This window comes from Helicobacter sp., from assembly GCF_022511165.1.
Taxonomy (GTDB): domain Bacteria; phylum Campylobacterota; class Campylobacteria; order Campylobacterales; family Helicobacteraceae; genus Helicobacter_C.
On the sequence record NZ_JAFLSB010000022.1, the window covers coordinates 1 to 24,690 of the forward strand.

The following is a 24,690-nucleotide window of genomic DNA, read 5'->3' on the forward strand; positions in this document are numbered from 1 at the left end:
CGGAGATAGCCGCACTCAAAGTAGTCTTGCCGTGATCCACGTGCCCGATTGTTCCCACATTTACGTGAGGTTTGTTTTTCACAAACTTTTCTTTTGCCATTTTGTTCTCCTCAACTCAAATTTTATTTTAGAATCCTTAGCAAAGCTCTTTAGGGATTCTATACCTTAAAAACTGGAGCCCATAAGCGGGATTGAACCGCCGACCTCTTCCTTACCAAGGAAGTGCTCTGCCACTGAGCTATATGGGCAAAAATAACTATGGAGAAAACCTTAACTTTAAGAAAAGCGAAGATTCAGCTCCCAGTATGGAGCGGGAAACGGGGCTCGAACCCGCGACCCTCAGCTTGGAAGGCTGATGCTCTAGCCAACTGAGCTATTCCCGCAAACTTAAATTAAAAACTATTTTGACTACCACCTGCCTACTTCAATTAATCTCAAGTCAAAGTGGTGGTGAGTCGTGGATTCGAACCACGGAAGTCGGAGACAGCAGATTTACAGTCTGCCCTCGTTGGCCACTTGAGTAACTCACCAAAAATAATTACAACACTGGTCAAACACTGAAAGCAATATGCTAGAGTGCAAAAAATGGAGCTGGTTAAGGGACTTGAACCCCCGACCCTCTGCTTACAAGGCAGATGCTCTACCAACTGAGCTAAACCAGCATTTGTGTTGCAAAAGTTACAAAAAGGGATTAAATTTTAGAATAAAAGCCCACGATTATATAGATTTTATCTTATTTTGTCAAGATTATAACCCTTTAATTCACCCTTGTCATTTTACAAATCTCCATTTATTCATAATTATTCACAATTTCACAACAAAAATTACCTCTCTCCCTCGTAAAAATATAACAAAAAGTGATGGGTACCACAAAATACGCAAGAATTAAGATAATGCCTTATAGAATTTTAGTTAAAGCTGGAGGTTTGCATTGGGATTTTAAACCTCTAGATTAAAATAATCCCGATATGCTTCGATTTAATATAAACATAACCAAAAAAGGATAGCAAATAAAAACACCTGGAGAACTCAAGGCTTTAGATAAAAAGCAACGACTAGAACTTAGTTATAGATTATGGGATTTAATTAAAGCAGATGAACTTGCACAAGTTAAAGCCTTTTTAGAAGACTATCCCTTATTTGATTATTTTTTTAATCCTACTTTGGCACTTGCTTTTGCAGGAGTAGCTTATGAAAAAAACAAAAGCTTTGCAATGCTTGAATATCTTGAAAGAATAGGCTTAAAGGTAGATTCTGTTCGTTCAGGAGAAAATGCTTTGACTCAATATATCGAGCTTGGCAAAAAAAATCCAAAGATTATTAAATATTTTTTGAGCAAAAAGGCGGGATTTGATATATACAATGAGCATGGTGAAACTCCTCTGCATCTTTGGGCTAAGTTTAATGAAGCTAAGCCCCTAGAAATTGCGCTTGAATATGGAGCAAATCCTAATATAAAAACCATTAAGCCAGATTCTAATTCAAGCAAATATATTGGCAAAACCCCTTTACACGAGGCGGTATCAAGAGACACTCCTGCATTAGGAAGCATAAGAATACTCCTTAAATACGGGGCAGAAGTAAATGCTGTAAAATATTCTTTAGTGAATCCTTACATTCATACTGCCTTAGATGAAGTCAATCATTGGCATAGCGATGCAGCCAGAATGGCTTTAGTTAAAGCTGGAGGTTTGCATTGGAATTCGCTTGTAAAGAAATATAAAATTGATACGAGCTTAGAGACGGAAGAACAAGTGAAATTTTACGAAGAGTGCTTAGAAGCAGAAAAAAGGGCAAAACTTGGAATGCAAGTTGGGTCAAATTAATGCACCAGAGCAGAATCAATACGAGCCTGGACACACAAGAACAAATGAGAGCTTACAATCAACTTTCAACAAAAGAGTAAAATAACGAAAATTAAACTCTAAAAGCCTCATCTAAATTTATTGCTTGTAAAACCTGAAATGCAGAAAAGTGGCCGGGAGAGAGGGATTCGAACCCCCGGAGGTGTGACCCTCAACGGTTTTCAAGACCGCCGCTTTCAACCACTCAGCCATCTCCCGAAACTCATATGAAAATTACTTGTAGTCTATGGAGGCGACACCCAGATTCGAACTGGGGAATCAAGGCTTTGCAGGCCCATGCCTTACCACTTGGCTATGTCGCCACCTCTATGCTAGTAAGAAGAAAAAGAGCTACAAACCCCTTAAGCCTTAAGAATCTTAAGAACTTAGAATAGGCACATTCTCTCTTAAGGTGGTGCCCGAGACCGGACTTGAACCGGTACAGACGCAATGTCCGAGGGATTTTAAGTCCCTTGTGTCTACCAATTTCACCACCCGGGCTTTCACTCAAATATCAAACAACACAAAGCCCTCATACAAACACCAAAAGTCTTACAATGATTATGGAGTTGAGAGTTTGTAAAGATTTATAAAAACTCAAATGGAGCGGGAAACGGGGATCGAACCCGCGGCCCCAACCTTGGCAAGGTTGTGCTCTACCACTGAGCTATTCCCGCGCTAGGATTTGGCTTTTAAGGTGGTAATTGTATCAATGCTTTATAAAAAAATCAAGGGCAGAAAAGAAAACATAACAAAAAATTATCATTTTACTATATAATTTTGCCACTAAAATATAAGTGTTGCTTAAGTAACCCACCAAAGCAATATACCACAGAATCTAACCTCTTTAATTAAAAAAGAAAAATATAAGGAGAAAATGTGCTTAGTCATTTTGAAAGCTATCCCTTTGAAAAACTCCGCACCCTCCTTGCCCACACTACTCCACCAAAGGGTTGCGAGATTTTCACACTCACTATTGGCGAGCCACAATTCCCCACACCACAAAATATTGTGCAATCTTGGCAAGATAATGCTTTTTTGCTCAATAAATACCCTAAATCAAGCGGCGAAGATGAACTCAAAAATGCCCAACTTCACTTCATTAACGCGCGCTATCATCTCTCCCTTACGCCTAATCAAATTATCCCTACCTTTGGCACACGCGAAGTGCTTTTTAATTTTCCACAATTTTATCTCTTTGATAAAACAAATCCCACTATCGCCTATCCTAATCCCTTTTATCAAATCTATGAAGGGGCAGCTATTGCCTCAAAAGCGCGAAGGATTCTAATGAATCTCACGCCACATAATCACTTTATCCCCTCGCTCAATCAAAAAGAACTCCAAGAGGTGGATTTAGTGATTCTTAATTCCCCCAATAACCCAACCGGCAGGGCATTAGATATGCAATCTCTTACCCAATGGGTGCAATGGGCGATTGAGTATGATTTTGTGATTTTAAATGATGAATGTTATAGCGAAATTTATGAATCTTCCCCACCACCAAGCATTCTCCAAGCTTCTCTCAAAGCAAATAATCCAACATTTAAAAATGTTCTTGCTCTTAATTCTATCTCTAAACGCTCCTCTGCACCGGGTTTGCGTAGTGGATTTATCGCTGGAGATGAGCGCATTCTCAAAGCCTATAATCTCTACCGCACTTATTTGGGTTGCGCCCTCCCCCTGCCCTTGCAAAAAGCCGCAAGTATAGCGTGGAAGGATATGCAAACCCCTGAAGACATACGACATATTTATGCGCAAAATCTCGCCCTTGCGCGTGAGATTCTAGCCTTAGGCAAAGAAGAAATTGCCCCTTATACATTCTATGTATGGCTTAAAGTCGATAATGATGAGAGATTCTGTACATTTGCCTATGAAAAAATGGGAGTGCTTACACTGCCGGGGAGTTATTTAGGGAGAGATAATCAAGGCAAAGACTATGTAAGAATTGCCCTTGTATATGATAATCAAACAACAAAAAGAGCGCTTATGGCACTCAAAGAAGCAATAGAATTGTATAAAAAGGAGAGTGTATGAAAATACATTTCATAGGCATTGGCGGTATTGGCATTTCGGGCTTAGCAAAGTATCTACGCGCTCAAGGGATAGAAATAAGCGGCTCTGATATTGCAGAGGGCAGTGCCACCAAATATCTACGCGCTCAAGGTGTAAAAATCAACATTCCTCACAGCGCAGATGCGATTACAAACCAAGATGTAGTTATTCACTCTGCGATTATCAAGCCAAATAATATCGAGGTGCAAGAAGCTCTCAAAAAGGGCATCAAAGTGCTTTCGCGAAAAGAAGCTTTGCATTATATTTTAAAAGAAAAATATGTCTTTAGTGTGTGTGGAGCGCACGGCAAATCAACTACAAGCGCAATTTTAAGCGCTCTTTTTCCTCAATTTGGTGCAATCATTGGTGCAGATTCTAAAGAATTCGGCTCAAATGTGCGCGAAGCAAAAAGTGATTATATTGTCTTTGAAGCTGATGAATCTGATAAAAGTTTTCTCAATTCTAATCCCTATTATGCGATTATCCCAAATGCTGAACCCGAGCATATGGAGAGCTATAACCACGACTTAAATGAATTTTATGGCGCTTATACACAATTTATCCGCTCTGCTCAAAAATGCGTATTTAATCTAAGCGACCCTTTTTTACAAAGCCTCACAGATATTCCTGCTCTCACACTTAATCCTAAAGAAGATATATTTGATATAAACTTTGAGCTTAAAAATGACGAGCCACAAACAAGCTTTAATCTTAAAGATTATGGAAGATTCAGCATTTGGGGCTTTGGGGAACATATGGCACAAAACGCAAGCTTAGCCATTCTGTGCGCCCTTGATAAATTAGGCTTAAGTGCATTAGAGGAGATAAGAGCAAATCTTTTACATTTTAAAGGCATTAAAAAACGTTTTGATATTCTCACAAAAGGTGCGACTACGATTATTGATGATTATGCACATCACCCCACTGAAATCCTTGCTACTCTTAAAAGTGTAGCCATTTATAACTCTCTTAAGCCCCACAGCAAAGTGATTGCGATTTGGCAGCCGCATAAATACTCGCGGGTGCTTGATAATTTACAAGCCTTTGTAGATTGTTTTAGTAATGCTTGTGATGAGCTTGTGATTTTGCCTGTTTGGAAAGCAGGAGAAGAACATAGAGATATTGATTTTGCAGGGCTTTTTGCGCGCTATAATCCCATTTTTGCAACACATCTAAAAGTCAAAGATTCCAAAGTATCTCTTTATGATGGGGAAAATCTCATCAAAACCTTGCAAGATGCCCTTATTATCGGGCTTGGTGCGGGAGATATTACCTATCAATTACGAGGAGAAAAATAATGGGCTATCTTATCTTCTTACTCACGCTTCTACTTTTTGTCTTTATCTTTATACTTCTTGCCAAATACAAAGAACAAATTTCGCGCAAACATAAAATCATCATTGGCGTGTGTTTTTTAGCACTTGCTGGGCTTATTGGCATCTATAATACCCTGCAAGAAAGTGAGAGTGAAAATCTCAATACCCTTAAAGGTGCATTTTTGCGCCAAGCACCTATTTATTGCAAATATCAAGGAAAAGATATACTTGTGAGCGCGGAGAATTTTAATTTTAGTAATGGCACGATGAGTTTTCAGGGCAAAAGCCATACAGATTCTTCGCATATGATTATCCCCTTGCAAGATTGCACAATAAAAGAGCAAGATAAAAGTCTAGAAACCAAAGAAGATAATCACCAAGAGGCACAAAAAGATTCACAAGAAGTGCCACAAAATCAAAATGAAACAAAAAGCGATGATGTGCCTAAGCACACAACACAAACTCCATAGTATCCCACAATGCCAATACAAGAGCATCATAGCCTCATCTCAAAACTTGACTTAAGCGCCTTTTTGGAGCAATTTAAGAGCTATTTTGCGCGTGAAAAAAGCTTTATTTTTAGTGGCGATAGGCTCTTTTTTGCTAAGATTTTGCAAGAGCTTGATGGCACATCTCTAGCCGCTCCGCCCAAACTTGCTTCACTTGATACGCCTCTTATGCACTTAAAAAAAAGTGGCACTTTAAGCCTAGAGCATATTTTTTCTTTGATGCAGCTTGTGCGTTATTTTCTCTATCTTAAAGCACAGATTCTACAATCTACCCCCCATACTAAAGCTTGGCTTGATAAAATAACTATCCCTCAAGCCCTATGTGATATGGAAAAAAAATTTGATGAACAAGGAGAGCTTAAAAATGGTATTTACCCTGATATTGATGGACTTAAATCTCAAATAAAACAAAATAAAATCCGCATAGATGAGCAAATGCAGCATATTTTGCACTCTAATGCTCTCTTGCCCTATCTTGTAGATCATAATGTGCATTACATTAATGAATACGAATGTCTTTTACTTAAAGCTGGGTATAAAGAGGCTCTTAGTGGTATGGTGCTTGAACGTTCCCACAATGGCTTTTTCTACCTCCTACCAGATGCAATTATTGCACTTAAAGAGCGACAAAATACACTCAAGGATAGCTTACAAGAAAGTCTTTATAAACTCTGTGGCTTGTTTTGTGCAATCTTGCATAAACATCTACCTTTTTTGAGCTTTCTTAACCACACTTTTGATGCCTTTGATCATATCTATGCGCGTTTAAGCTTTGCTAAAAATCACAACCTCTCCTTTATCTATGAGCTTACAAAGCAAAAAGAGATTATCCTATATGAATTCTCCCACCCTGCACTATCAAAGCCAAAGCCTATTAGCATAACATTTAATGCCCAAACCTTGATGATTACAGGGGTAAATGCAGGTGGAAAAACCATACTTCTTAAATCTATCCTTGCAGCTTGTTTTTTAAGCAAATACCTCATTCCCTTAAAAATCAATCCCCACCGCTCTCAAATTCCACATTTTAAGCATATTGTAGCTATTATCTCTGACCCTCAAAATAGCAAAAATGATATTTCAACTTTTGCAGGCAGAATGCTTGAATTTACACAGATTCTTAACACTCCTCATCTCTTGCTTGGCATTGATGAGATTGAATTAGGCACAGATGCAGATGAAGCAGCAAGTCTCTATAAAGTGCTTTTAGAGCATATAATGGCAAATGGTGCGCATATCGTGCTTACCACGCATCATAAGCATTTAAGCGCACTTATGGCAAACAATCCCAAAGTGCAGCTTTGCGCAGCAATGTATGATATACAGAGACAAAAGCCACTTTTTAGCTTTCTGCAAGGAAGTATTGGCAAAAGTTATGCTTTTGAATCTGCAAAAGCATATGGGATTCCATCTTCTCTTATCGAACAAGCTAAAGCCGTGTATGGTGCAGATAAAGAGCGATTAAATGAACTGATTGAGCGCTCAAGTGAGCTAGAAATTGCACTTCATTCTAAACGCATAGAATTAGAATCACTCATTGCAGACTATGAGCGTAAGATTCTCTCTCTCAAAGAGCAAGAGGAAGCGCAAAGAGAGGAGTTCTCGCGCCTTACTTATACACTTGAATCTACCTACCAAAAAGCCCTCCAAACACTCAAAGACGCGCTTAAATCCAAAGAAAGCAAAGATATACACAAGGCTCTTAATAACGCCCATAGCATAATGCAAAATAAAATCACTCCAAAGCCCATAACACAAGAATCTTATAAGCTTAAAGTTGGTGATAGGGTAAAATACAAAAACGCAAGAGGGCAGATTCTAAGCATCAAAGGGCAGATGTGCTTTATTGGGCTTGATAATGGCGTGAAGCTCAAAGTAAAGCGCACACTTCTTCAGCCCTCAAACACGCCAATTCCTACACCCAAAACAAGCATTACTCTCACACAAGCTAAAAGCGTGGGCGTAAGTTGTGATTTGCACGGAATGCGTGGCGATGAGGCAATAGAAAAGCTTGATGAGTTTTTATCTTCTGCTCTCATTGCAGGATATGATGAGGTGCTTGTATATCACGGCATTGGAAGCGGCATTTTAAGCAAGCTCGTATATGAATACCTCAAATCTCACCCCAAAGTCATCTCTTTTGCAGATGCACCCGCACAAATGGGCGGCTTTGGCGCAAAGGTAGTAAAACTTTAGATTTATCTTAATAATGCCTTACACCATTATAAATGGGTATAAATGGGATTTTGCGATATTTAAATTTATGCTATAATCCTACCTTCGCAGTCATTACACTCATACATACAAAGGATTCTTATGGCATTATTCCAAGTTACCCTCCCTGAAATCCCAAATGATGTGTATATCCACGATATAGCACAAACCCCCTCACTTTTATTTGCTAAAAGATTGCTTATAGCAATTTTTGTCATTCCTGCTATCTTGGGCTTTATCACAGGTTTTTATCTTGTATTTACACATACTTCTTTTGATGAAAAGCTTATGGAATCACTTGCTTACCCTATCTATATAATTAATTTTTTATCTTTTATTGCTACATTTTTTGCCTTTTTTTATCTCTCAAAGCTAAGTCTAAGGCGGCGGCTTTTAAAACTCTCCATTATAACTCTTGTTCTTGCGCTTATTGGTGCTTGTTTTGATGTTTTTTTATCTCCTTCTAATGTAGATATAGATTCTGAAAATATAGTTCTTTGGCTGTATATGCTGTATGGCTGTATGGCTTACCCAATATGTCTTTATCTTGTGTGGCACATAGGCAAGGAGCTAAGCTTTATTTTACATAGTAGCTATTTTTTTAGAAGTGCAAAAATGCTTGCTATTGGTTTTATTGTTTTGCTCATTTCACTTATAACGGTGATGAGTGCTTATGCTGCAGAATCTGAACCCGCACTTATAGTCTTTGCTCTTGTGATGTTTGGGGCGTGCATTATGATGCTTATAGGTGCAATCTTGTGGCTTGTTGGCATTTTTAAAATTTCTCAAGTGGTAGCCTATGGTGAAAATGTGGGCAATCCTCTTTCATAATCTTTAAAGATAAAGCAATGCAAAGTATTGATATTTATTTTAAAAATGAGCTTAAAGATTCTATTGTAGATATGCTCTTAGAAGATGGATATGATGATTTTTTTTATATCTATTGTGAGAAATACGCCTCAAGCTCGCTTTTAAAAAGCGCGGCAGAACAAGTGAGTGGCAGACAAGAATATGGACTATTTCGAATCTTTTTAGATGATGAGAAAAGCGCACACTTTGTGATTGATAAAATTCTTAAAACCTTTAATGAAGCAGATATAAGAATTTATACTTACCCCATTACTTCTGCATTAAAGGACTAAATACATTGAGATACATAAAAAGATTCTAGAATCTCTAAAGATTACTTGCAAGATTCTTAATTATTTCATTACCTTAGGAAGAGTGATGCCTCTTTGCCCTTGATATTTGCCTTTTTTGTCTTTGTAGCTTACCTCGCAGGATTCATCACCCTCAAAGAAAAGCACTTGAGCAATACCTTCATTTGCATAGATTTTTGCAGGAAGTGGCGTGGTATTACTAATCTCAATGGTAATATGCCCCTCAAATTCTGGCTCAAATGGCGTAACATTCACAATAATACCACATCGTGCATAAGTGCTTTTTCCAAGACAAATTGCTAACACATTGCGAGGGATTCTAAAATACTCAATCGTGCGTGCAAGGGCAAAAGAGTTTGGTGGTACAAGGCAGTAGCCCTGCTCTGTCGCATCTATTTCTACTACATTATGTTCATCAAAAGATTTAGGATCAACAAGCGTTGCACCAATATTTGTAAAAATCATAAATTCATTTCCTACGCGAATATCATATCCATAACTTGAAAGTCCATAACTTACAATATTCTTACCAATTTGCTTTTCGCAAAATGGCTCAATCATACCCTTTTTGCTCATTGTTTTTATCCACGAATCTGCTTTTAACCCCATAAGCAACCTCACTTTTGTTATTTTTTTGTTATTTTTTAAAAAAATCGTGTTATTATAGCAGAGTAAATTTCATAATAAGGCGTAATAATGAATCTACAAGAAATCAAAAAGATTATGGAACTTTTCGACAATAGCAATATAGCAAAGTTTCAACTCAAACAAGAGGGTTTTGAGCTGAAATTGCAAAAAGCCACAGCAGGCAATATTGTGCATTCTCTCCCTCAAGTTGCGCCCCAAATTACTACCGCCACAGCTCCAGCAACAGCTGAAAATGTTGCACCAGCACCTACTGCTTCAAAAGCCAAAGAAAGCGGTGGAGTTTTTGTTACCTCACCAATGGTTGGAACATTTTATCGCTCTCCAAGCCCGGGGGCAGCGCCTTATGTAAATATCGGCGATGTTGTCAAAAAAGGACAAACCGTGGGTATTATTGAAGCAATGAAGATAATGAATGAAATTGAGGCGGATTTTGATTGTAAAATTGTCGCACTTGAAGTCAATGACGGACAGCCTGTGGAATATGGCACAAATTTGATTAAAGTCGAAAAACTCTAAGGCAAGATAATGAGTGTGGAGAAAAAAAAGATACAAAGGATTCTTATCGCAAATCGTGGCGAGATTACATTACGCGCGATTCGGACAATCCAAGAAATGGGGAAAGAAGCCATTGCTATTTACTCTACTGCTGATAAAGATGTCTATTATCTTGATGTAGCTGATGAAAAAATCTGTGTAGGAGGGGATAAATCAAGTGAAAGCTATCTTAATATCCCTGCTATTATGAGTGCAGCAGAGCTTCTTAAAGCTGATGCGATTTTCCCGGGCTATGGTTTTTTAAGTGAAAATCAAAATTTTGTAGAAATTTGCTCTCATCATAGTATAGAGTTTATTGGTCCAACCGCTGATGTTATGATGCTTATGAGCGATAAGTCAAAAGCAAAAGATGTGATGAAAGAGGCAGGTGTGCCTGTGATTCTAGGGAGTGATGGGGCATTAAAAGATTATAAAGAAGCACAAAGAGTGGCTGATGAGATTGGTTACCCCGTCATTCTCAAAGCTGCTGCGGGTGGAGGTGGTAGAGGTATGCGCGTAGTCGAAAAACCTGAAATGCTTAAAAACCTCTATCTTGCTGCAGAATCTGAAGCTGTAAGTGCCTTTGGCGATGGCACAATCTATATGGAAAAATTTATCCGTAATCCTAAGCACATTGAGGTGCAGATTCTAGCTGATAAGCACGGCAATGTCTTGCATATTGGCGAACGTGATTGCTCCGCACAAAGACGGCAACAAAAGCTCATCGAAGAATCTCCTGCAGTGGTGCTTAAGCCCGAAGTGCGCGAAAGACTCCTTGAGACTGCAGTCAAAGCAGCACAATATATTAAATATGTGGGGGCTGGAACTTTTGAGTTTTTACTCGATGCCAATTATGAAGATTTTTACTTTATGGAGATGAATACGCGTTTGCAAGTTGAACATACCGTGAGTGAAATGGTAAGCGGACTTGACTTAGTAGAATGGATGATACGTATTGCAGAAGGTGAGAAGCTTCCTCCACAAGAAAGCATTAGCTTTAAAGGGCATTCTATTGAATGTCGTATTACTGCCGAGGATCCAGAGAAATTCTATCCTTGTCCGGGAAAAATTACAAAATGGGTTGCACCCGGTGGGGCAAATGTGCGCCTTGATACCCACGCATATGGTGGTTATAGTGTGCCTATGCACTATGATTCTATGATTGGTAAGCTCATTGTATGGGGAGAAAATAGGCAACAAGCTATCAATCGTATGCACAGGGCATTAAGAGAATTTTGCATCGAGGGGATTAAAACAACTATTCCCTTTCATATCAAAATGATGCAGAATCAAGACTTTATTGCTTCAAATATTCATACAAAATATTTGGAACAAAATATGCTTGATTTAAGCTAATATAGGCAAGAATCAAGCTTCAAGCTGTTAATGAGGAGTGAGTTATGAAAATTAGTAGCCCAGCACAAAAGCTTACCCAAGAGGAACTTAAAAGAGATGAACTTAAAAAGCAAGAAACCAAACAGGCTCAAGCTACACAAAAAGAGATTTCAAAGTCTAAGATAGGACAAGGTGCAGATACAAGCGAAATAAGCAATAATCCCATTGCTCAAAATATCAAGCAGATTAATAGTGATATTGGTAGGCTACAAATCGCCCAAAAATCACTCAGCTCCATAGAACCAGATGTTAAAAAGATGCTCAAGCTCTCTAAAGATTACAAAGAAAGCTTTGATAAATCAGAGCAAGATGAGATTAAAGAAGAGATGTCTGCACTGAAAAAAAATATAGAATCCACTCTCAAAAGTGCAACTTTTGAGGGAAGCAATGTTTTTACTAAAAACATTAAGGACAATAAAGACCAAGTGATTTTTAACGCCCAAAAACTTGATGTAAAGCTACTCAATACAGATGATACACAAAAATTTTATGATGTGCTTAAAGAACAACAAAAGCAAATTAAAGATGCTATCCAAACCTTGCAAGGACAGGCACAAGGCAACACTGATAAACTTGTCTCAAGCAAAATCAAAGGCAAGGATAATCAAAATGTCCAAAGCACCGATGGATCATTCCTCAAAAAGTTTGGCTCACTTTTCCGCGTCTCTCATAATGAAGACAAATTAAGCACACAGCGAGTCCAAGAGCTTTTGGCATAAATTTAACCCTACAAAAATGATACCTTATAGCAAGCAACTTATTGAGCAAGATGATATAGACGCGCTTTGCTCTACGTTGCGCTCCTCTCATCTCACACAAGGCGAAATGACTAAAGCCTTTGAATCTGCTCTGTGTGAAAGATGCCACGCGCGTTATGCTATTACTTTTAACTCCGCTACTTCCGCACTCTATGCCCTCTATGGCGCATTTATGTATAAATACTTCCCCCATTTATGTAATCCCTATGATAACACGCAGGCAGAGGAGATATATTTTGTTACCTCGCCCATAAGTTTTGTCGCCACAACTAATATGATGCTTCAATGGGGGATTAAACCTATTTTTTGCGATATAAAAGATGATGGCAATATTGATGAAAAAGCACTCGAATCCTTGCTCCAAACACATAACAAAAAGTCGTATATTAAGGCGATTGTGAGCGTGGATTATGGTGGTAAAAGTGTAGAGATAGAATCTTTGCGTGCATTGGCTCAAAAACATCATCTTTTACTTTTTTCAGATAGCTCTCATTCTTTTGGGGGGAGTTATAATAAAGCACCCATAGGCTCACTTGCTGATGCGACTATTTTTAGCTTTCACGCGCTAAAGCCTATTACAACCGCAGAAGGAGGAGCATTGCTTACTAATGATGAGCAATTAGCCCATTACGCAAGACTTCTGCTCTCTCACGGCGTAGAGAAGCAATCATTATGGCATTATGATTGTAGTCTTGTAGGAGCAAATTTTCGCTTGAATGAGCTTGGAGCAACTCTTGGGCTTAGTCAGCTTAAAAAAATTGATCGCTTTATTGCACATCGCCACCAAATCGCACTTTTTTATGATGATACATTTAAAGGCAATGCCCATTTTCAAACTATCCCCATAGATTCGCATATTATAAGCTCACATCATCTCTATCCTATCTTGCTTTCCTCACATCTACACTCCCATAAAGAATCTATCTTTCAAGCCTTGCAAGAGCAAGGTTTAGGCGTGCAGGTGCATTACAAACCTATTTATCAATTTAGCCTTTACAAAAAACTCTTTGGCGAGCTCTCCTTACCAAAGACTGAACATTTTTATCGCTCCACACTTTCTATCCCCTGCCATCAGGATTTAAGTATGACACAAGCAAAAGAGATTGCTGATATTGTGCGCGAAGTATGCAAAATATGAAACTATAATCATACATCTAGCTCATAAAAGCCCAAAGATAAAACTTTAAAAAAATAAATGTATCAATACATTGCACTCAAATTTGAGATTCTTAAGCAGATTCTAGATTCTCCTAGCTAAAAGCATATCTTTATTGCATTTAAATCATAGTGCTACAAGCGCAACCTAAAAAGTGTCGTTTGAGGTTTGGAGGTGCGGAGGATAAGGGAAGTGATTTTATATTTGTGCAAAGCACCAATCCACACTTATAGATTCAAGTCTCCCTGCAAAATAAAGATAAGATTCTAAAATCTAAATAGCCAAACAATTTTGTGTAAAATACTAATCTATACTTGCACATTTTAGCCCCCTCTCCCTTATAAAAGAATCTAAAAACAAAAATTTATATCAAAGTAAAAACTAAATTCTTGTAAAAAACTTTAAGCAAAATCAAAAAGCTCATAAAAATTCTTAATACAAGATTTAAGTTTAGATTCTAAGCCAAACACATAACTAAGAGCAAAATTTCTCAAAGTTTCTAGATTCACAAACTTTTTTAGCAGTATCATTGTATATCGCACAAAGTGAATCCAACCCCATATTTTTTGCAACTATTTGTAGCAAATAGATTTTTTTTCACCCCTCTTTCTCAAGCTGCATTTTTTTGATTATCTTTAAGTATAATACCTGTAAGTAAAAACAAAGGAGGGATAATGAAAAAACTCATCACTCTGCGTCTAGAGCATACTCTGCCTACTTGCGACTTTTTTCGGTGGTTTTGGATTCATAGCGTGCGTGATTTTACAGAAGTCAAAAATAAAGCTTGTCAAGACTATATAAGAAATGGAGGTAAAAAGATATTCACTCAAGGATCCTATAAGAAAATAGGTGGTATCCCCACACACAAGGATATAGAAATAGCGCTTGATACGCTTGATACACCACGCAAAATGCAGCCCAAGATACTCTTTGGTGATAAACAAACAGAAATTGCACATTATTTGTGTTTAGATTTTAAGAAAAAATTTTATAAAGATGAGGCGCAAAACTATATCCACATAGGCTTTATATATCAAAAAGGGAGTGAAATCATCAAAAGGCGCGAAGAAGTAGGCTTTAGCCTTATGCTTAAAAACGCACAAGAATTGTATTTTGATAATAGTATTGTGGGGGAGAGATACGCCCATTTGAGCGATAATACAAAAGAGTGTAGGGTTTTTTGGTTTGGCTCATATTATTTTGGACGCTAATCTCAAATTTTAAACTTTTGGTGCTTATGCGACTTTTTGGGGCATAGCACTCTAAGCAATCTTATTTGCACCTCACTTTTAGCTACTTAAACTTTTATGCCTTTATTTTTATGTGCTTAAGCCCCCTTAAATCCGCCACTTAAAGCTTAAGCCACCAAAATCTTTTAAGATTCTTTACATTTCTTTAAGATTCTACCCCTTAATGCTCTCTTGCAAGATTACCCTAGAATCTATTTAAATGATTTCTCCCATATATACGCGCTCTCAACAATTATCTTTAAATCATCAAATCTCGGTTTCCATTGCGTGAGGGAGAGAATCTTATCATTTTTTGCACTAAGCGCAATAGGATCGCCCTCTCTACGCGCAGATTCTATAACTTTAAAATCCACTCCGCTCACTTCTTTGACTACCCCAATCACTTCTTTCACGCTATATCCTTGAGAATATCCTACATTAAAGACATTTGAGCCTTGATTGCGTTTAAGATAGTGCAATGCCTCAAGATGCGCGCTTGCTAAATCATCAATATGAATATAATCGCGTATGCAAGTGCCGTCTTTTGTGGGATAATCTGTGCCAAAAATGCCCATACTCTCCCTCTTGCCACACGCACATTCACAAGCCACTTTAATAAGATGCGTGGCGTTTTTGCTCCTCTGCCCTAAGCCTTTATGGCTTGAAAGCAGAGCTGTGGTATTATCCATATTTGCCCCTGCAACATTAAAATAACGCAACGCCACATACTCAAAATCCTTAATTGCAAGCGAAGTATCACGCAAAACTCTCTCGCTCATCATTTTAGACGCCCCATAGGGATTAATAGGCAAAAGCGGAGCATTCTCATCAATGGGGATAAGCGACATATCAGGTTCGCCATATACTGCCGCTGTGGAGCTAAAAATAAATTTTTTCACATTAAACTCTACACATAAAGCAATAAGTTGTGTCGTATGAAGAGTGTTATTTGTGTAGTATTCAAGGGGCTTGAGGACAGATTCACCCACGATGAGTGAGGCTGCAAAATGAATCACTGCTTCAAAATCATAGGTGCCAAACAAAGAGCGCATATTTTTTTGGTTATTGATATTACTTTGGACAAAAATCACCCGCTCTTTAAAACACTCTTGTAAATAGGCAATATTTTCTTTGAATCCTGTGCTTAAATCATCAACAATCACAACATTATAATCTGTGTGCTTTAAAAAATAATACGCTGTATGCGAACCAATATAGCCACCCCCACCTGTGAATAAAAGATAAGACATACTTATTTCCTTATTGCTAAAATCTTTAGGGGCTAGATTCTAGCAAGTCTAGCTAAATATACCCGGCAACTTTGGCTAAAAAGTATCCTGCTATACAAGAGCTAATCACACCAATAAGCCCGGGTAAAATGAAGCTATGATTAATCACGAACTTACCAATGCGCGTAGTCCCAGAGCGGTCAAATTGTATTGTTGCAAGATCGCTTGGATAAGTGGGTAAAATATAATATCCATAACACGCTGCTGCAAAGGCTACAATGATACCCGGCTCCACTCCAATACCTAAAGCCAAAGGCACAAATGCTGCGATTGCTGCTGCTTGAGAATTTACAAATTTAGAGATGAGTAAAAGCATAAGCGCATAAGTCCAAGGGTGAGATTTGACAATATCTCCAAGTGCTTCTTTCATCATCGGCGTATGCACAGCAAACATCGTATCTGCCATCCACGAAATACCAAATACCGCTACAAGCGCAATCATACCGGATTTAAAAATTTCATTATTGCCAATCTTTTTGGCATCAACATTAGTAAAAATAATAATAAGCGCACCGGCAAGAAGCATAAAGGCTTGAATCACATTCACCATTGAAATATAATCAATTGATGGATTGCCTAATTTATCTTTTATCGGGGTTTTCTCAATCTCACCTGAATCTAGAGCTGCTTTAAATGGACTTTGCCCCTCTTTATCTTTCTTTTGATCAAAGCCTAAAGCCTTCAAATCCACAATGCCCTTATTTTCGCCATTTGGCGTCCATTTGAGCGTTGTTTCTGTATGGAGTGTAGCTGAATAAGAAAACTGCTGCCCCCAATTTGGTTTTATCGCATCAAAAGCTCCAACCAACGCCACAAGCGCAATTGCACCCAAAAATATCCACATCGCAACCCAATCTTTTGTAGGAAGTTTCACACCCAAAAGCGTTTTAGAATCCCCATACACATATTTATGAAATTCAGGATCTTTGATTTTTTCTTGAAATTCTTCATCTTTATCCAAATCCTTACCTCTAAACCACGAAAAAATACCAATACAAAGCACACCAAAAAGAGTGCTTGGAATAGTGATTTGCAAAAGATTAATATAGCCATCAAATCCGGCGAGTTTATGCTCTGCATTTAAAAGCAAGGCGGTAAGGCTTACTACTGCCACGGATACAGGTGAAGCAATAATTCCCATTTGAGAGGCAATAGAAGCTCCTGCCATAGGGCGCTCTGGACGAATATTGTTTTTAATAGCAATATCATAAACAATTGGCATAATCGTATAAACTACGTGTCCCGTGCCACAAAGGATTGTTAAAAAACAAGTAACAAAAGGAGCGAGAATGGTTAAAAATTTTGGATTGCGTCTTAGGATTCTCTCTGCAATTTGAAGCATCACATCTAATCCCCCACTTGCTTGGAGTGTCGCACTTGCCACAACCACAGCAAGGATAGTAAGCATCACATCAATGGCAGGTTTTCCGGGTTTAATATGAAAACAAAATACAAGCATCAAAATCCCTATGCCCCCAAGTAAGCCCAAAGCAATACCACCCTTTCTTGCACCATAAAACAAACAAATAAGCACAACAATAAGTTGCAAGGCAAACTGCCACCCTTCAGGCAAACTCATCAAAAAATCCATTACTTCTCCTTTTGCTTAAAAAAATCGTAGAATTCTAATTCAAAAACATTTATTAAAAACTAAAAAAGAAAATTATTGAGATTCTTTTGAAAGAAAATATGTTAAAGTGAAACATTGGCTTTATCAATCTTTAAGGAAAGTTTGCAAACAATGGCTATTTTTCATATTGTGCTTGTTGAGCCGCAGATTCCACAAAATACGGGCAATATCGGGCGGCTTTGCGTAGCGGTTGGTGCGATTTTACACTTGATACACCCGCTTGGCTTTAGCATAACACAAAAAGAACTTAAACGCGCAGGGCTTGATTATTGGCAGCATTTACAAGTATATGAATGGGCAGATTTAGACGCATTTTGGCATTCTTATGCGCCAAATGAACAACATTTTTTCTTTAGCACAAAGGCACAGCGGTTGTATTATGAGGCAGATTTTTCTCAAGGTGGATTTTTGTATTTTGGCAGGGAAGATGCGGGATTGAAACAAGATATTTTACAAGCTTACTCTAAGCAGATATATAAGCTACCGATGAAAAAGGGGGTGCGAAGTATTAATCTTGCCACAAGCGTGGGAGCAGCTCTTTATGAGGGAGTGCGCCAATCACAGCTCTATAAACAATGGGATTCTTAGAGTGAGATTCAATGTTTATATCTACTCAATTTAAATTGAGTAAGCAACTATCGCTTGAGGTTAATAGCCTCTTTGAGTAAATCATCGCCTGTGGTAAAGGCTTTAGCATTCATCGAATAACCTCTTTGCATTACAATCAATTCAGTGAGAGCATTACCCACATCAACATTGCTTGTTTCAAGGTGCTTATACAGCACAGAACCAAATTTTAAATTTAAGCCCTCCCACCCAAGAATCGGGCGTCCGCTTATCGTATTTGCATCACCATTGACAACCATTTCTGTCATCTCAAAGAGATTCCCGCCAACTTTTCTTAACCCCTGATCATTGACAAAAGCCGCGATACCCACGCGCCCCATAGGCTCATACGCCCCATTATCAAAGGCAAGAAAAATAATACCATCTTTGTCGATACGCACATCGCGTAAATGCCCTTCAGCTCGTCCATCTTGCTCTTTAGCCGTAATGCCAGAATCTCTATAAACAAAATTTGAGCTTGGCACTTTTTCTGTCCCTGCGATATTATACACCACGCTTTTATCGCCAAAACTTAGCTCTACTGGCTCTGCACTCGGCTTGCCTTCGCTATCAAATTCTATGGTATGTACAACATAATCAGGGCTTATCATTACTTCACCCTGCTGGTCAAATACAGCAGAGCGCACTTCCCATTGCTCTCCTGTGGGTGGATTCGCATTAAGATTATCTGAAGAGGTCATAAAATAATGACTTTGTATCAAAAATTTTTTACCACTCTCATCATAAATCTCAACATTGGTTTGATAGCTAGGTATTTGGATAAACTCGCTAAAAAAACTATCCCCGCGAAGCTCTTGCCAACCAACCTTATCCACCTTAGGGTCGCTTGAGCCACTATCAATTAATTTACGATAGAGCTTGCCATCATAGCTTACAATATCATCTACCGCATAGGTTGTCCCTGCGGTATATTCTGGCGGAAGAGATGTTTGCATATCAGCTATTTCTTCCCATCTTCCCTCATTTATGGGGTTATTGCCTGCTTGTTCTGTGCGGCGGTAGATTTTACCCTCACTTGCGACAATATCTCCCTCCAAATAAGTAGCATTCTCACTCCACTCATTGAGCGCGCTCGTATCTAGGATTCTCCAATTCTCTTTATCCTCAAAAGGATTTTCACTCTTGCCAAGCTCTCCTGTGCGGATAAAAGCCACACCCTTATATTGCACGATTGCATTTTTTTCATAGGCTTTATTGGCATTAAAATTCACTCCTACGCCACTACTAAAATGATCATTTTTCCCTTTAAATCCAAGTTTTTCAAACAAACTTCCACCAAGCTCAATATTAAGCTTTTTGTAGGAATTATTACGTAGCTCAAGCCCTACTTTTTCGCCAACTTTGCCATCAGCACCCTTGCTTACAACCAAATCTAAGCCCACTTTATCGCGCAAAAGATTCTTTAAATCATTAAATGTGCGAAATTCTAAAGCCTCTTCCCCGCCTTGTCCATACTTGAAAGTTAGCACTTCTTTTCGCCCCTCTTTATCAAGGGTAATGCGCACTTCATTATAGCTTGGGGCATTCAAAGGCGCATCATCAGTAGCAAAAGCATTTATATCAGTATTCATAAAACGTTCTTCATCAAATACACCATCTTTATCTTTAAAAAACACAACTGCTGAAGAGACATTATCATTTTTATTAAGATTTGCGCTCAAATCAACGCGTGTTGTCAGCACAGGGCGATAGTAAAGATTCTGTGGCACTTGCAAGGGCTTAAGCGCACCTGAAGCAAGAGCTTCAAAGTCGCTTTCTTCATTCTTGCTTGAAGTAAAAATATCATTTTCTATCTTGCCTAAATCCACTCCATACATATAGTATCCACTCGTATTTACGATATACCCCTCGCCATCACGCAAAAACGAGCCATCACGCGTGAAATAGTTTTTTTGCTTTTTTTCATAGCCATCTTCTTTAATTTCAAATGAACCCTCTTTTTGCTCTCCTACAATAAACCAACCTTTACCCTCATAAGCAATATTAAACTCGCCTTCACTTGATTTATAGCTCCCACTGCGTGTAGAAATGGCATTACTTGATTTTGTCGCACCATAGTTAAAATCATTATTGATAGGAGAATCAGCATTAAGCGTATCTAAATTGCTCGCAAAAAGACTTTCAAATTGTGGGATATTCTCTCTATAACCAATCGTATTGACATTGGCGATGTTATTTGAAATAGAATCAAGCCCAAATTGATGTGTGCGGATTCCGCTTGAGGCATTGACTATTGTCCCATTCATAGCCCGTGATCCTTATTGTAAAATTCAATCGCACTATCAAGGGGCAAAATCATATCGCCCATTCTTAGCATCGGTGAGCCTTTATCAAAGATGATGCTTTGCACCTCTCCGCGTCCCACACGAGCAGTGTGGTATTGCTTAGTTTCTTCGTTAAGATTATATTCTGCGCGGATATTATATGTGCCATCTTCGACTTGCCTACCTTGCTCATCAAGAGTATCCCAAGTAAATTCCAAATATCCACTCTCATTTGCCCTATTTTTCAAAGAAATACTTTTTACCAATTCATTATTGCTATTAAAAATATGAATCTTTGGCTCGCCCTTATTTGGGTCAATTTTTTGGTCAAAATAGATAGAAAACTTCACTGCTTTGCCTCGTTGCACATTCACACCAAACACATCAGTTTCAGCAACCTTACCAATCATAGCCACCGTATTAAGCGCATTGAGTTGAGCCGTAGCGATATTAGATTTTGCATTCTCTTGCATACCGGTATTAAGTGCCTCAAGTGATTCTTTCATCTGGGCTTGAAATTCTTTAAGTTCCTTATTTGTCTCCTGTGTGCTTTTCATCGCCTCTGCAACTTCTACCATTGTCTTTTTATTTTGCTCTTGCATTTCTACTTGCGTGAGTTGGGCGGTTTGGGTAATGATTTTATCAGTCTCCATAGGTGCGGTAGGATCTTGATTTTTAAGCTGCTCTAAAAAAAGTCTCATAAACGCATCATTATCAAGCTCATTGATATTGCGCACTTTTTCCTTTTCTTTGGCTATTTTTGCCGCACTGCCTGTAACTTCTGCTAAATCAATTGCCATTGTTTTTCCTCATTTACGCGTATTTTGGAAGCGTGATATTCATCACATTTATCTCGCTTTCTTGTGAATCTTCCAAGCTATTTTTGTTCCCTTTTTCATAATGCCCATTTTGAGAAGCATTTTGTTCTCTTTGATTGCCTCCACTGCCCTTATCGCTTGTGCTAAAGCTTAAATCTACATTATCAAAGCCCACTTGTGCAAGATTGTTTTTAAAATCCACTTGATTTTGTAAAAATAATCCCACTGCTGTGGCATTTGATACCACTTGCACGTGCAAATCCTTACCCTTTTTAGTAATGGTTAGCTCCAAAGTCCCTAAATTGCGCGGATTAAGCTCCATAGAAAGCTTTGTCAAAGGTGGCTTATAGTTTAAAATCTCCTCACGCAAAGTCTGTGCAAAGTTCCTCATATTTTCTCTTGCAAGGGCTGAACGATAGAGAATCTGTGAACGGGTGCTTTCTTTTGTCTGGCTTAGCTCTGCACTTTGCTTTTGAGCAACACTCTTTTGCGTTTTACTCTCTTTTTGCTCCTCGACTTCTTTTGCTTTTTCCTTTTGCTTTTTCTCACTATTATGCAACAAATCTGTGCCTTTGGGCTCTTCTTCCTCGATGTATTGCTGCGCAAGCATATCTTCAAAGCTTATGCGCTCTTCTTGAATCTGCGCTGCCTTTGGTTGTGAGGCTTGAATCTCCTCACTCTTTGATCCTTTGCCCTGCCTACGTTCATCTTTGCGTGAATCTTTATGGTTTTTATCCTTAGATTCTAAAATCGCTAGGCTTTCTGTTAAAACATTGCCCTTGTTTTGCGTATTTTGCGCTTGAGGCAAGCTACCTTTGGCTTGGGGTTTAGCACTTATATTTTCAATCTTTGGCGCAAAATCCTCAATTGCCATTTCCTCATCATCATAGCTCATATAACTCATCTCTAGCTCTTGGCTCTTTTCAATATGCTCTTTGTGTCTAGGCAAAACTTGCGTTACCACCTGCGCCGCTTGAACTTTATATACCTCTTTTATCTCTTTAGATTCTTGAGTCTTATTTTGTGCTAACTTAGAATCTTTAGTATCTATAATGCTCTCCCGCGCCTTTATCTTTTTTTGTTTTTTTGAACGCCTTTTTGTTTTTTGAGGCTGCGCTTCTTTTGTCTCCTTTGTCTCAATCATATCCCTTATATCTTTGATATTTTTCATATCTTTTAGATTTTTGGGACTATTTTTAAGCGATACAATCTCAAGCTTAGAAGTAGATTCTACGCGCTCTGAATCTGTAAGTATCTTTTGAGATGCAAAAGCTTTTATAAGGAGATTTTCTTCTATCTTTTCTCCTTTATTAGCCGATCTGGGGTCTGTCCTTTAAAAGAGATGCACTATTAATGCTGACATTTTCCTCTTCGGTTTTGCTCGCAACTGGATACTCATTTGAGATTTTGCTTGTAATATTTTTAGGTTTATTTTTACCTCGCTGCACAATGGCGATTCTATCGACATTATTTTCATATTCATACGAAATGCTCTGTTTGGCTGATTCTGGAATCACCTTGGGCTTTGGTGTAACTTTTGCTTCCTCTTGTTCTAAAGTAATATTACTTGGATTTAATCCCTTTGCTGTGGCAATTTTTTCCACATCTGCTAGAGTCTTATCCTCATTCCCTGTTTTTTGAGGCGCTGACATATTGATTGGCGTAGGAGTTTTTTGTATCTGCTCTGCTTGGGTGGAGGCATTATTTAAAGCCACACTCTGTGCTTTCACATCGCGTCCTACACTTTGTGGTAGCTCACTACCTGAAACTTTTGTCTCTTTTGGCGCATTTTTATTTGCCTCTTTAGCAGCCAAAGGCGCACTTAGAGCCTCTACAAGCGGATTAACTTCTGGTGTTTTTGTATCCTTTGTGTTTTTGATTTTCTCCTGCAAGGCAATTTTAGAATCCTGCCCATTACTATCTTTAAAATCAAAAGCAGCAGGAGAAGTAGCCGCTTTAGCACTTGAAGTTTTACCCGTGGGAGCTGCTTCCAAAGGAGAGGTACTTTGCTTACTTTGCGCACCTTTGATTGTATTTTTAAGCACTACTTCAGGATCTTGTCCCACGCCCTTACCTTTATCTTGCGCTTTTTGCGCTGATTCTGTATCTTTAGTAGTTTTGCTTTGAGCAGCTTTAGCAAGCATATCTTCAAACTTACTCTCTAGCTTATTTACCTCTGCTGATGGTGAATTAGGGCGCTTAGGCGCAGAATCTGGTTTATTTAAAATAGTGTTTTGCATAGCATCTAGCATACTTCGCTCCTTGAAAAAATTTAGCATTAATAAAGCAAAAAGTATTCCTTATAATCGCGTTAAGATTCTGAAAATAAAACATAGAATCTAGAATCTCAAGCTTTAAAAACCATTACTCAAATGAAAATTCAAAAGCTAAAAACGACATTTGAAAATAGATTCCAAAATCTTTTGCTTAAAACAAATAGCGCATTACAAAAAATCATTTATAATAATATCGTGATGCAGAAGCTTAAGGAAAGGCTAGAATGAAATTAAAATTACTTGCGATACTCTGTGGCTTTATTCTCACTTGTTGCTTTGGGCGAGAGAAAAGCGGATTTGAGATATATGGCGATGTAATGCAGATTCTACCCTTTGCGATGATGATATATAGCTATGCCAAAGATGATATACAAGGCGTAAAGGAACAAGCCACTGGAGCAGGAGCAACACTGCTGCTTACACATCTTATAAAAGAATCCCTCGTAATAGTTTCACACTCTAATGAGGCAAAGGTAAGATTTGCACAGCGTCCAAATAATGGGAGTTTTAATGGATTTCCTTCAGGGCATACTTCGTTTGTGTTTTCAAGCGTGGGTTTTGCACAAAAACATTATGGCTATCAATTAAGCCTACCACTTGCGGCTCTAGCCACTTCTGTGGGTATAAGTAGAATCCACGCACAAAAACACACCACTACGCAGGTAATCGCTGGTGCCATACTTGGTTTTAGCACTTCTTATCTTTTTGCATCTAAATATACGCCCCCTCAAATGAGTTTTCTTATTGATGTTGCCCCAAATGGCACATTCTATTATGGAGTATCTTATAAAAAAATTTTTTAGCTATCTTATTACTCTTTGCTTGATGCTCCCACATCGGTATGGTAATAGAATCTGTAATATTAGGTATCCCGTGTATGCTTGAGGGAATAGAAATAAGCCCTAGACTCGCGTTTTTACGCACAATATTGATATAAGAAAATGAAGTCTGCACCTTAAATTGCCTAC

Annotated in this window: 22 protein-coding genes, 8 tRNA genes and 1 pseudogene; 14 read left to right on the plus strand and 17 right to left on the minus strand. The window is 38.3% G+C overall.

The window, feature by feature from the left end; genetic code table 11:
• The 5 genes from J1E28_RS04540 to J1E28_RS04560 all read right to left on the minus strand — a co-directional run.
• Nucleotides 1–100 (minus strand): GTP-binding protein (locus J1E28_RS04540; protein WP_291027248.1); only part of this gene is annotated, 100 nt, incomplete at its 3' end.
• Nucleotides 101–173: 73 nt separating this feature from the next.
• Nucleotides 174–248 (minus strand) — tRNA-Thr (locus tag J1E28_RS04545).
• Between the two features lie 58 nt (nt 249–306).
• A tRNA-Gly gene (locus J1E28_RS04550) sits at nt 307–383 on the minus strand.
• Between the two features lie 62 nt (nt 384–445).
• Nucleotides 446–530: transfer RNA gene (locus J1E28_RS04555), tRNA-Tyr, on the minus strand.
• 56 nt (nt 531–586) lie between these two features.
• A tRNA-Thr gene (locus J1E28_RS04560) sits at nt 587–662 on the minus strand.
• Between the two features lie 552 nt (nt 663–1,214).
• Between J1E28_RS04560 and J1E28_RS04565 the strand changes: the two genes are divergently transcribed.
• Nucleotides 1,215–1,826 carry an ankyrin repeat domain-containing protein gene (locus J1E28_RS04565; protein ID WP_291027207.1) on the plus strand — a complete coding sequence of 204 codons (612 nt, stop codon included), beginning with the start codon at nt 1,215–1,217 and terminating at the stop codon, nt 1,824–1,826.
• 149 nt (nt 1,827–1,975) lie between these two features.
• Here the strand turns inward: J1E28_RS04565 and J1E28_RS04570 are convergent.
• The 4 genes from J1E28_RS04570 to J1E28_RS04585 all read right to left on the minus strand — a co-directional run bounded on the left by J1E28_RS04570 (nt 1,976) and on the right by J1E28_RS04585 (nt 2,521).
• Nucleotides 1,976–2,063, minus strand: a tRNA-Ser gene (locus J1E28_RS04570).
• A 29-nt stretch (nt 2,064–2,092) separates the two neighbouring features.
• Nucleotides 2,093–2,167, minus strand: a tRNA-Cys gene (locus J1E28_RS04575).
• A 90-nt stretch (nt 2,168–2,257) separates the two neighbouring features.
• Nucleotides 2,258–2,345 (minus strand) — tRNA-Leu (locus J1E28_RS04580).
• A 101-nt stretch (nt 2,346–2,446) separates the two neighbouring features.
• A tRNA-Gly gene (locus J1E28_RS04585) sits at nt 2,447–2,521 on the minus strand.
• Nucleotides 2,522–2,723: 202 nt separating this feature from the next.
• On the opposite strand from J1E28_RS04585, the gene J1E28_RS04590 reads away from it, so the two are divergent.
• The 6 genes from J1E28_RS04590 (at nt 2,724) to J1E28_RS04615 (ending at nt 9,080) form a co-directional block, all read left to right on the plus strand.
• Nucleotides 2,724–3,881, plus strand: a complete 1,158-nt coding sequence (locus tag J1E28_RS04590; RefSeq protein WP_291027209.1) for a succinyldiaminopimelate transaminase — start codon at nt 2,724–2,726, stop codon at nt 3,879–3,881.
• Nucleotides 3,878–5,197, plus strand: a complete 1,320-nt coding sequence (gene murC / locus J1E28_RS04595; protein WP_291027211.1) for a UDP-N-acetylmuramate--L-alanine ligase — start codon at nt 3,878–3,880, stop codon at nt 5,195–5,197. The genes J1E28_RS04590 and murC overlap by 4 nt, the downstream gene beginning before the upstream one ends.
• Entirely contained in the window at nt 5,197–5,685 is a 489-nt protein-coding gene (locus tag J1E28_RS04600) for a hypothetical protein (RefSeq protein WP_291027213.1), read from the plus strand. The genes murC and J1E28_RS04600 overlap by 1 nt, the downstream gene beginning before the upstream one ends.
• A 9-nt stretch (nt 5,686–5,694) precedes the next feature.
• Entirely contained in the window at nt 5,695–7,920 is a 2,226-nt protein-coding gene (locus tag J1E28_RS04605) for an endonuclease MutS2 (protein WP_291027215.1), read from the plus strand.
• 120 nt (nt 7,921–8,040) lie between these two features.
• Complete coding sequence (locus J1E28_RS04610) at nt 8,041–8,769, plus strand: hypothetical protein (protein WP_291027217.1); 729 nt, start codon at nt 8,041–8,043, stop codon at nt 8,767–8,769.
• A gap of 17 nt (nt 8,770–8,786) precedes the next feature.
• The gene (locus tag J1E28_RS04615; protein ID WP_291027219.1) at nt 8,787–9,080 is read left to right on the plus strand and encodes a DUF3240 family protein; all 294 of its coding nucleotides are present in this window, start codon (nt 8,787–8,789) and stop codon (nt 9,078–9,080) included.
• 60 nt (nt 9,081–9,140) lie between these two features.
• Here the strand turns inward: J1E28_RS04615 and dcd are convergent, their stop codons facing one another.
• Complete coding sequence (gene dcd / locus J1E28_RS04620; RefSeq protein ID WP_291027221.1) at nt 9,141–9,707, minus strand: dCTP deaminase; 567 nt, start codon at nt 9,705–9,707, stop codon at nt 9,141–9,143.
• An 87-nt stretch (nt 9,708–9,794) separates the two neighbouring features.
• Between dcd and accB the strand changes: the two genes are divergently transcribed.
• The 5 genes from accB (at nt 9,795) to J1E28_RS04645 (ending at nt 14,800) form a co-directional block, all read left to right on the plus strand.
• On the plus strand, nt 9,795–10,262 hold the full coding sequence (accB, locus tag J1E28_RS04625) for an acetyl-CoA carboxylase biotin carboxyl carrier protein (protein WP_291027223.1): 468 nt from the start codon (nt 9,795–9,797) through the stop codon (nt 10,260–10,262).
• A gap of 9 nt (nt 10,263–10,271) precedes the next feature.
• The gene (locus J1E28_RS04630; protein ID WP_291027225.1) at nt 10,272–11,636 is read left to right on the plus strand and encodes an acetyl-CoA carboxylase biotin carboxylase subunit; all 1,365 of its coding nucleotides are present in this window, start codon (nt 10,272–10,274) and stop codon (nt 11,634–11,636) included.
• A gap of 44 nt (nt 11,637–11,680) precedes the next feature.
• Entirely contained in the window at nt 11,681–12,394 is a 714-nt protein-coding gene (locus J1E28_RS04635) for a hypothetical protein (protein ID WP_291027227.1), read from the plus strand.
• 16 nt (nt 12,395–12,410) lie between these two features.
• A complete protein-coding gene (pseC, locus tag J1E28_RS04640) occupies nt 12,411–13,571 on the plus strand; it encodes a UDP-4-amino-4,6-dideoxy-N-acetyl-beta-L-altrosamine transaminase (RefSeq protein ID WP_291027229.1) in 1,161 nt (386 codons plus the stop codon).
• Between the two features lie 692 nt (nt 13,572–14,263).
• On the plus strand, nt 14,264–14,800 hold the full coding sequence (locus J1E28_RS04645; RefSeq protein ID WP_291027231.1) for a hypothetical protein: 537 nt from the start codon (nt 14,264–14,266) through the stop codon (nt 14,798–14,800).
• 230 nt (nt 14,801–15,030) lie between these two features.
• Here J1E28_RS04645 and galE read toward each other — a convergent pair whose 3' ends face one another.
• Both galE and J1E28_RS04655 read right to left on the minus strand, forming a co-directional pair.
• Nucleotides 15,031–16,068: a UDP-glucose 4-epimerase GalE gene (gene galE, locus J1E28_RS04650; protein WP_291027233.1), complete on the minus strand. Its 1,038-nt coding sequence runs from the start codon at nt 16,066–16,068 to the stop codon at nt 15,031–15,033.
• 52 nt (nt 16,069–16,120) lie between these two features.
• Nucleotides 16,121–17,698, minus strand: a complete 1,578-nt coding sequence (locus tag J1E28_RS04655; RefSeq protein ID WP_291027236.1) for an anaerobic C4-dicarboxylate transporter — start codon at nt 17,696–17,698, stop codon at nt 16,121–16,123.
• A gap of 150 nt (nt 17,699–17,848) precedes the next feature.
• Between J1E28_RS04655 and J1E28_RS04660 the strand changes: the two genes are divergently transcribed.
• Complete coding sequence (locus J1E28_RS04660; protein WP_291027238.1) at nt 17,849–18,325, plus strand: tRNA (cytidine(34)-2'-O)-methyltransferase; 477 nt, start codon at nt 17,849–17,851, stop codon at nt 18,323–18,325.
• 47 nt (nt 18,326–18,372) lie between these two features.
• Here J1E28_RS04660 and J1E28_RS04665 read toward each other — a convergent pair whose 3' ends face one another.
• The 4 genes from J1E28_RS04665 to J1E28_RS04680 all read right to left on the minus strand — a co-directional run bounded on the left by J1E28_RS04665 (nt 18,373) and on the right by J1E28_RS04680 (nt 23,698).
• Nucleotides 18,373–20,610, minus strand: a complete 2,238-nt coding sequence (locus J1E28_RS04665; RefSeq protein ID WP_291027240.1) for a flagellar hook-basal body complex protein — start codon at nt 20,608–20,610, stop codon at nt 18,373–18,375.
• Nucleotides 20,607–21,428, minus strand: coding sequence for a flagellar hook assembly protein FlgD (flgD, locus tag J1E28_RS04670; protein WP_366008789.1), 822 nt, complete (start codon nt 21,426–21,428; stop codon nt 20,607–20,609). Before flgD ends, J1E28_RS04665 begins: the two co-directional genes overlap by 4 nt.
• 13 nt (nt 21,429–21,441) lie before the next feature.
• Nucleotides 21,442–22,617, minus strand: a complete 1,176-nt coding sequence (locus J1E28_RS04675) for a flagellar hook-length control protein FliK (RefSeq protein ID WP_291027242.1) — start codon at nt 22,615–22,617, stop codon at nt 21,442–21,444.
• Nucleotides 22,618–22,756: 139 nt separating this feature from the next.
• Nucleotides 22,757–23,698 carry a hypothetical protein gene (locus J1E28_RS04680; RefSeq protein WP_291027244.1) on the minus strand — a complete coding sequence of 314 codons (942 nt, stop codon included), beginning with the start codon at nt 23,696–23,698 and terminating at the stop codon, nt 22,757–22,759.
• A 248-nt stretch (nt 23,699–23,946) separates the two neighbouring features.
• Here J1E28_RS04680 and J1E28_RS04685 point away from each other — a divergent pair, with 248 nt between their 5' ends.
• Complete coding sequence (locus tag J1E28_RS04685; protein ID WP_291027246.1) at nt 23,947–24,525, plus strand: phosphatase PAP2 family protein; 579 nt, start codon at nt 23,947–23,949, stop codon at nt 24,523–24,525.
• Here J1E28_RS04685 and J1E28_RS04690 read toward each other — a convergent pair.
• Nucleotides 24,464–24,690 (minus strand): annotated as a pseudogene (locus J1E28_RS04690) (hypothetical protein); the annotation flags it as partial. The gene J1E28_RS04685 and the pseudogene J1E28_RS04690 sit on opposite strands and share 62 nt — an antisense overlap.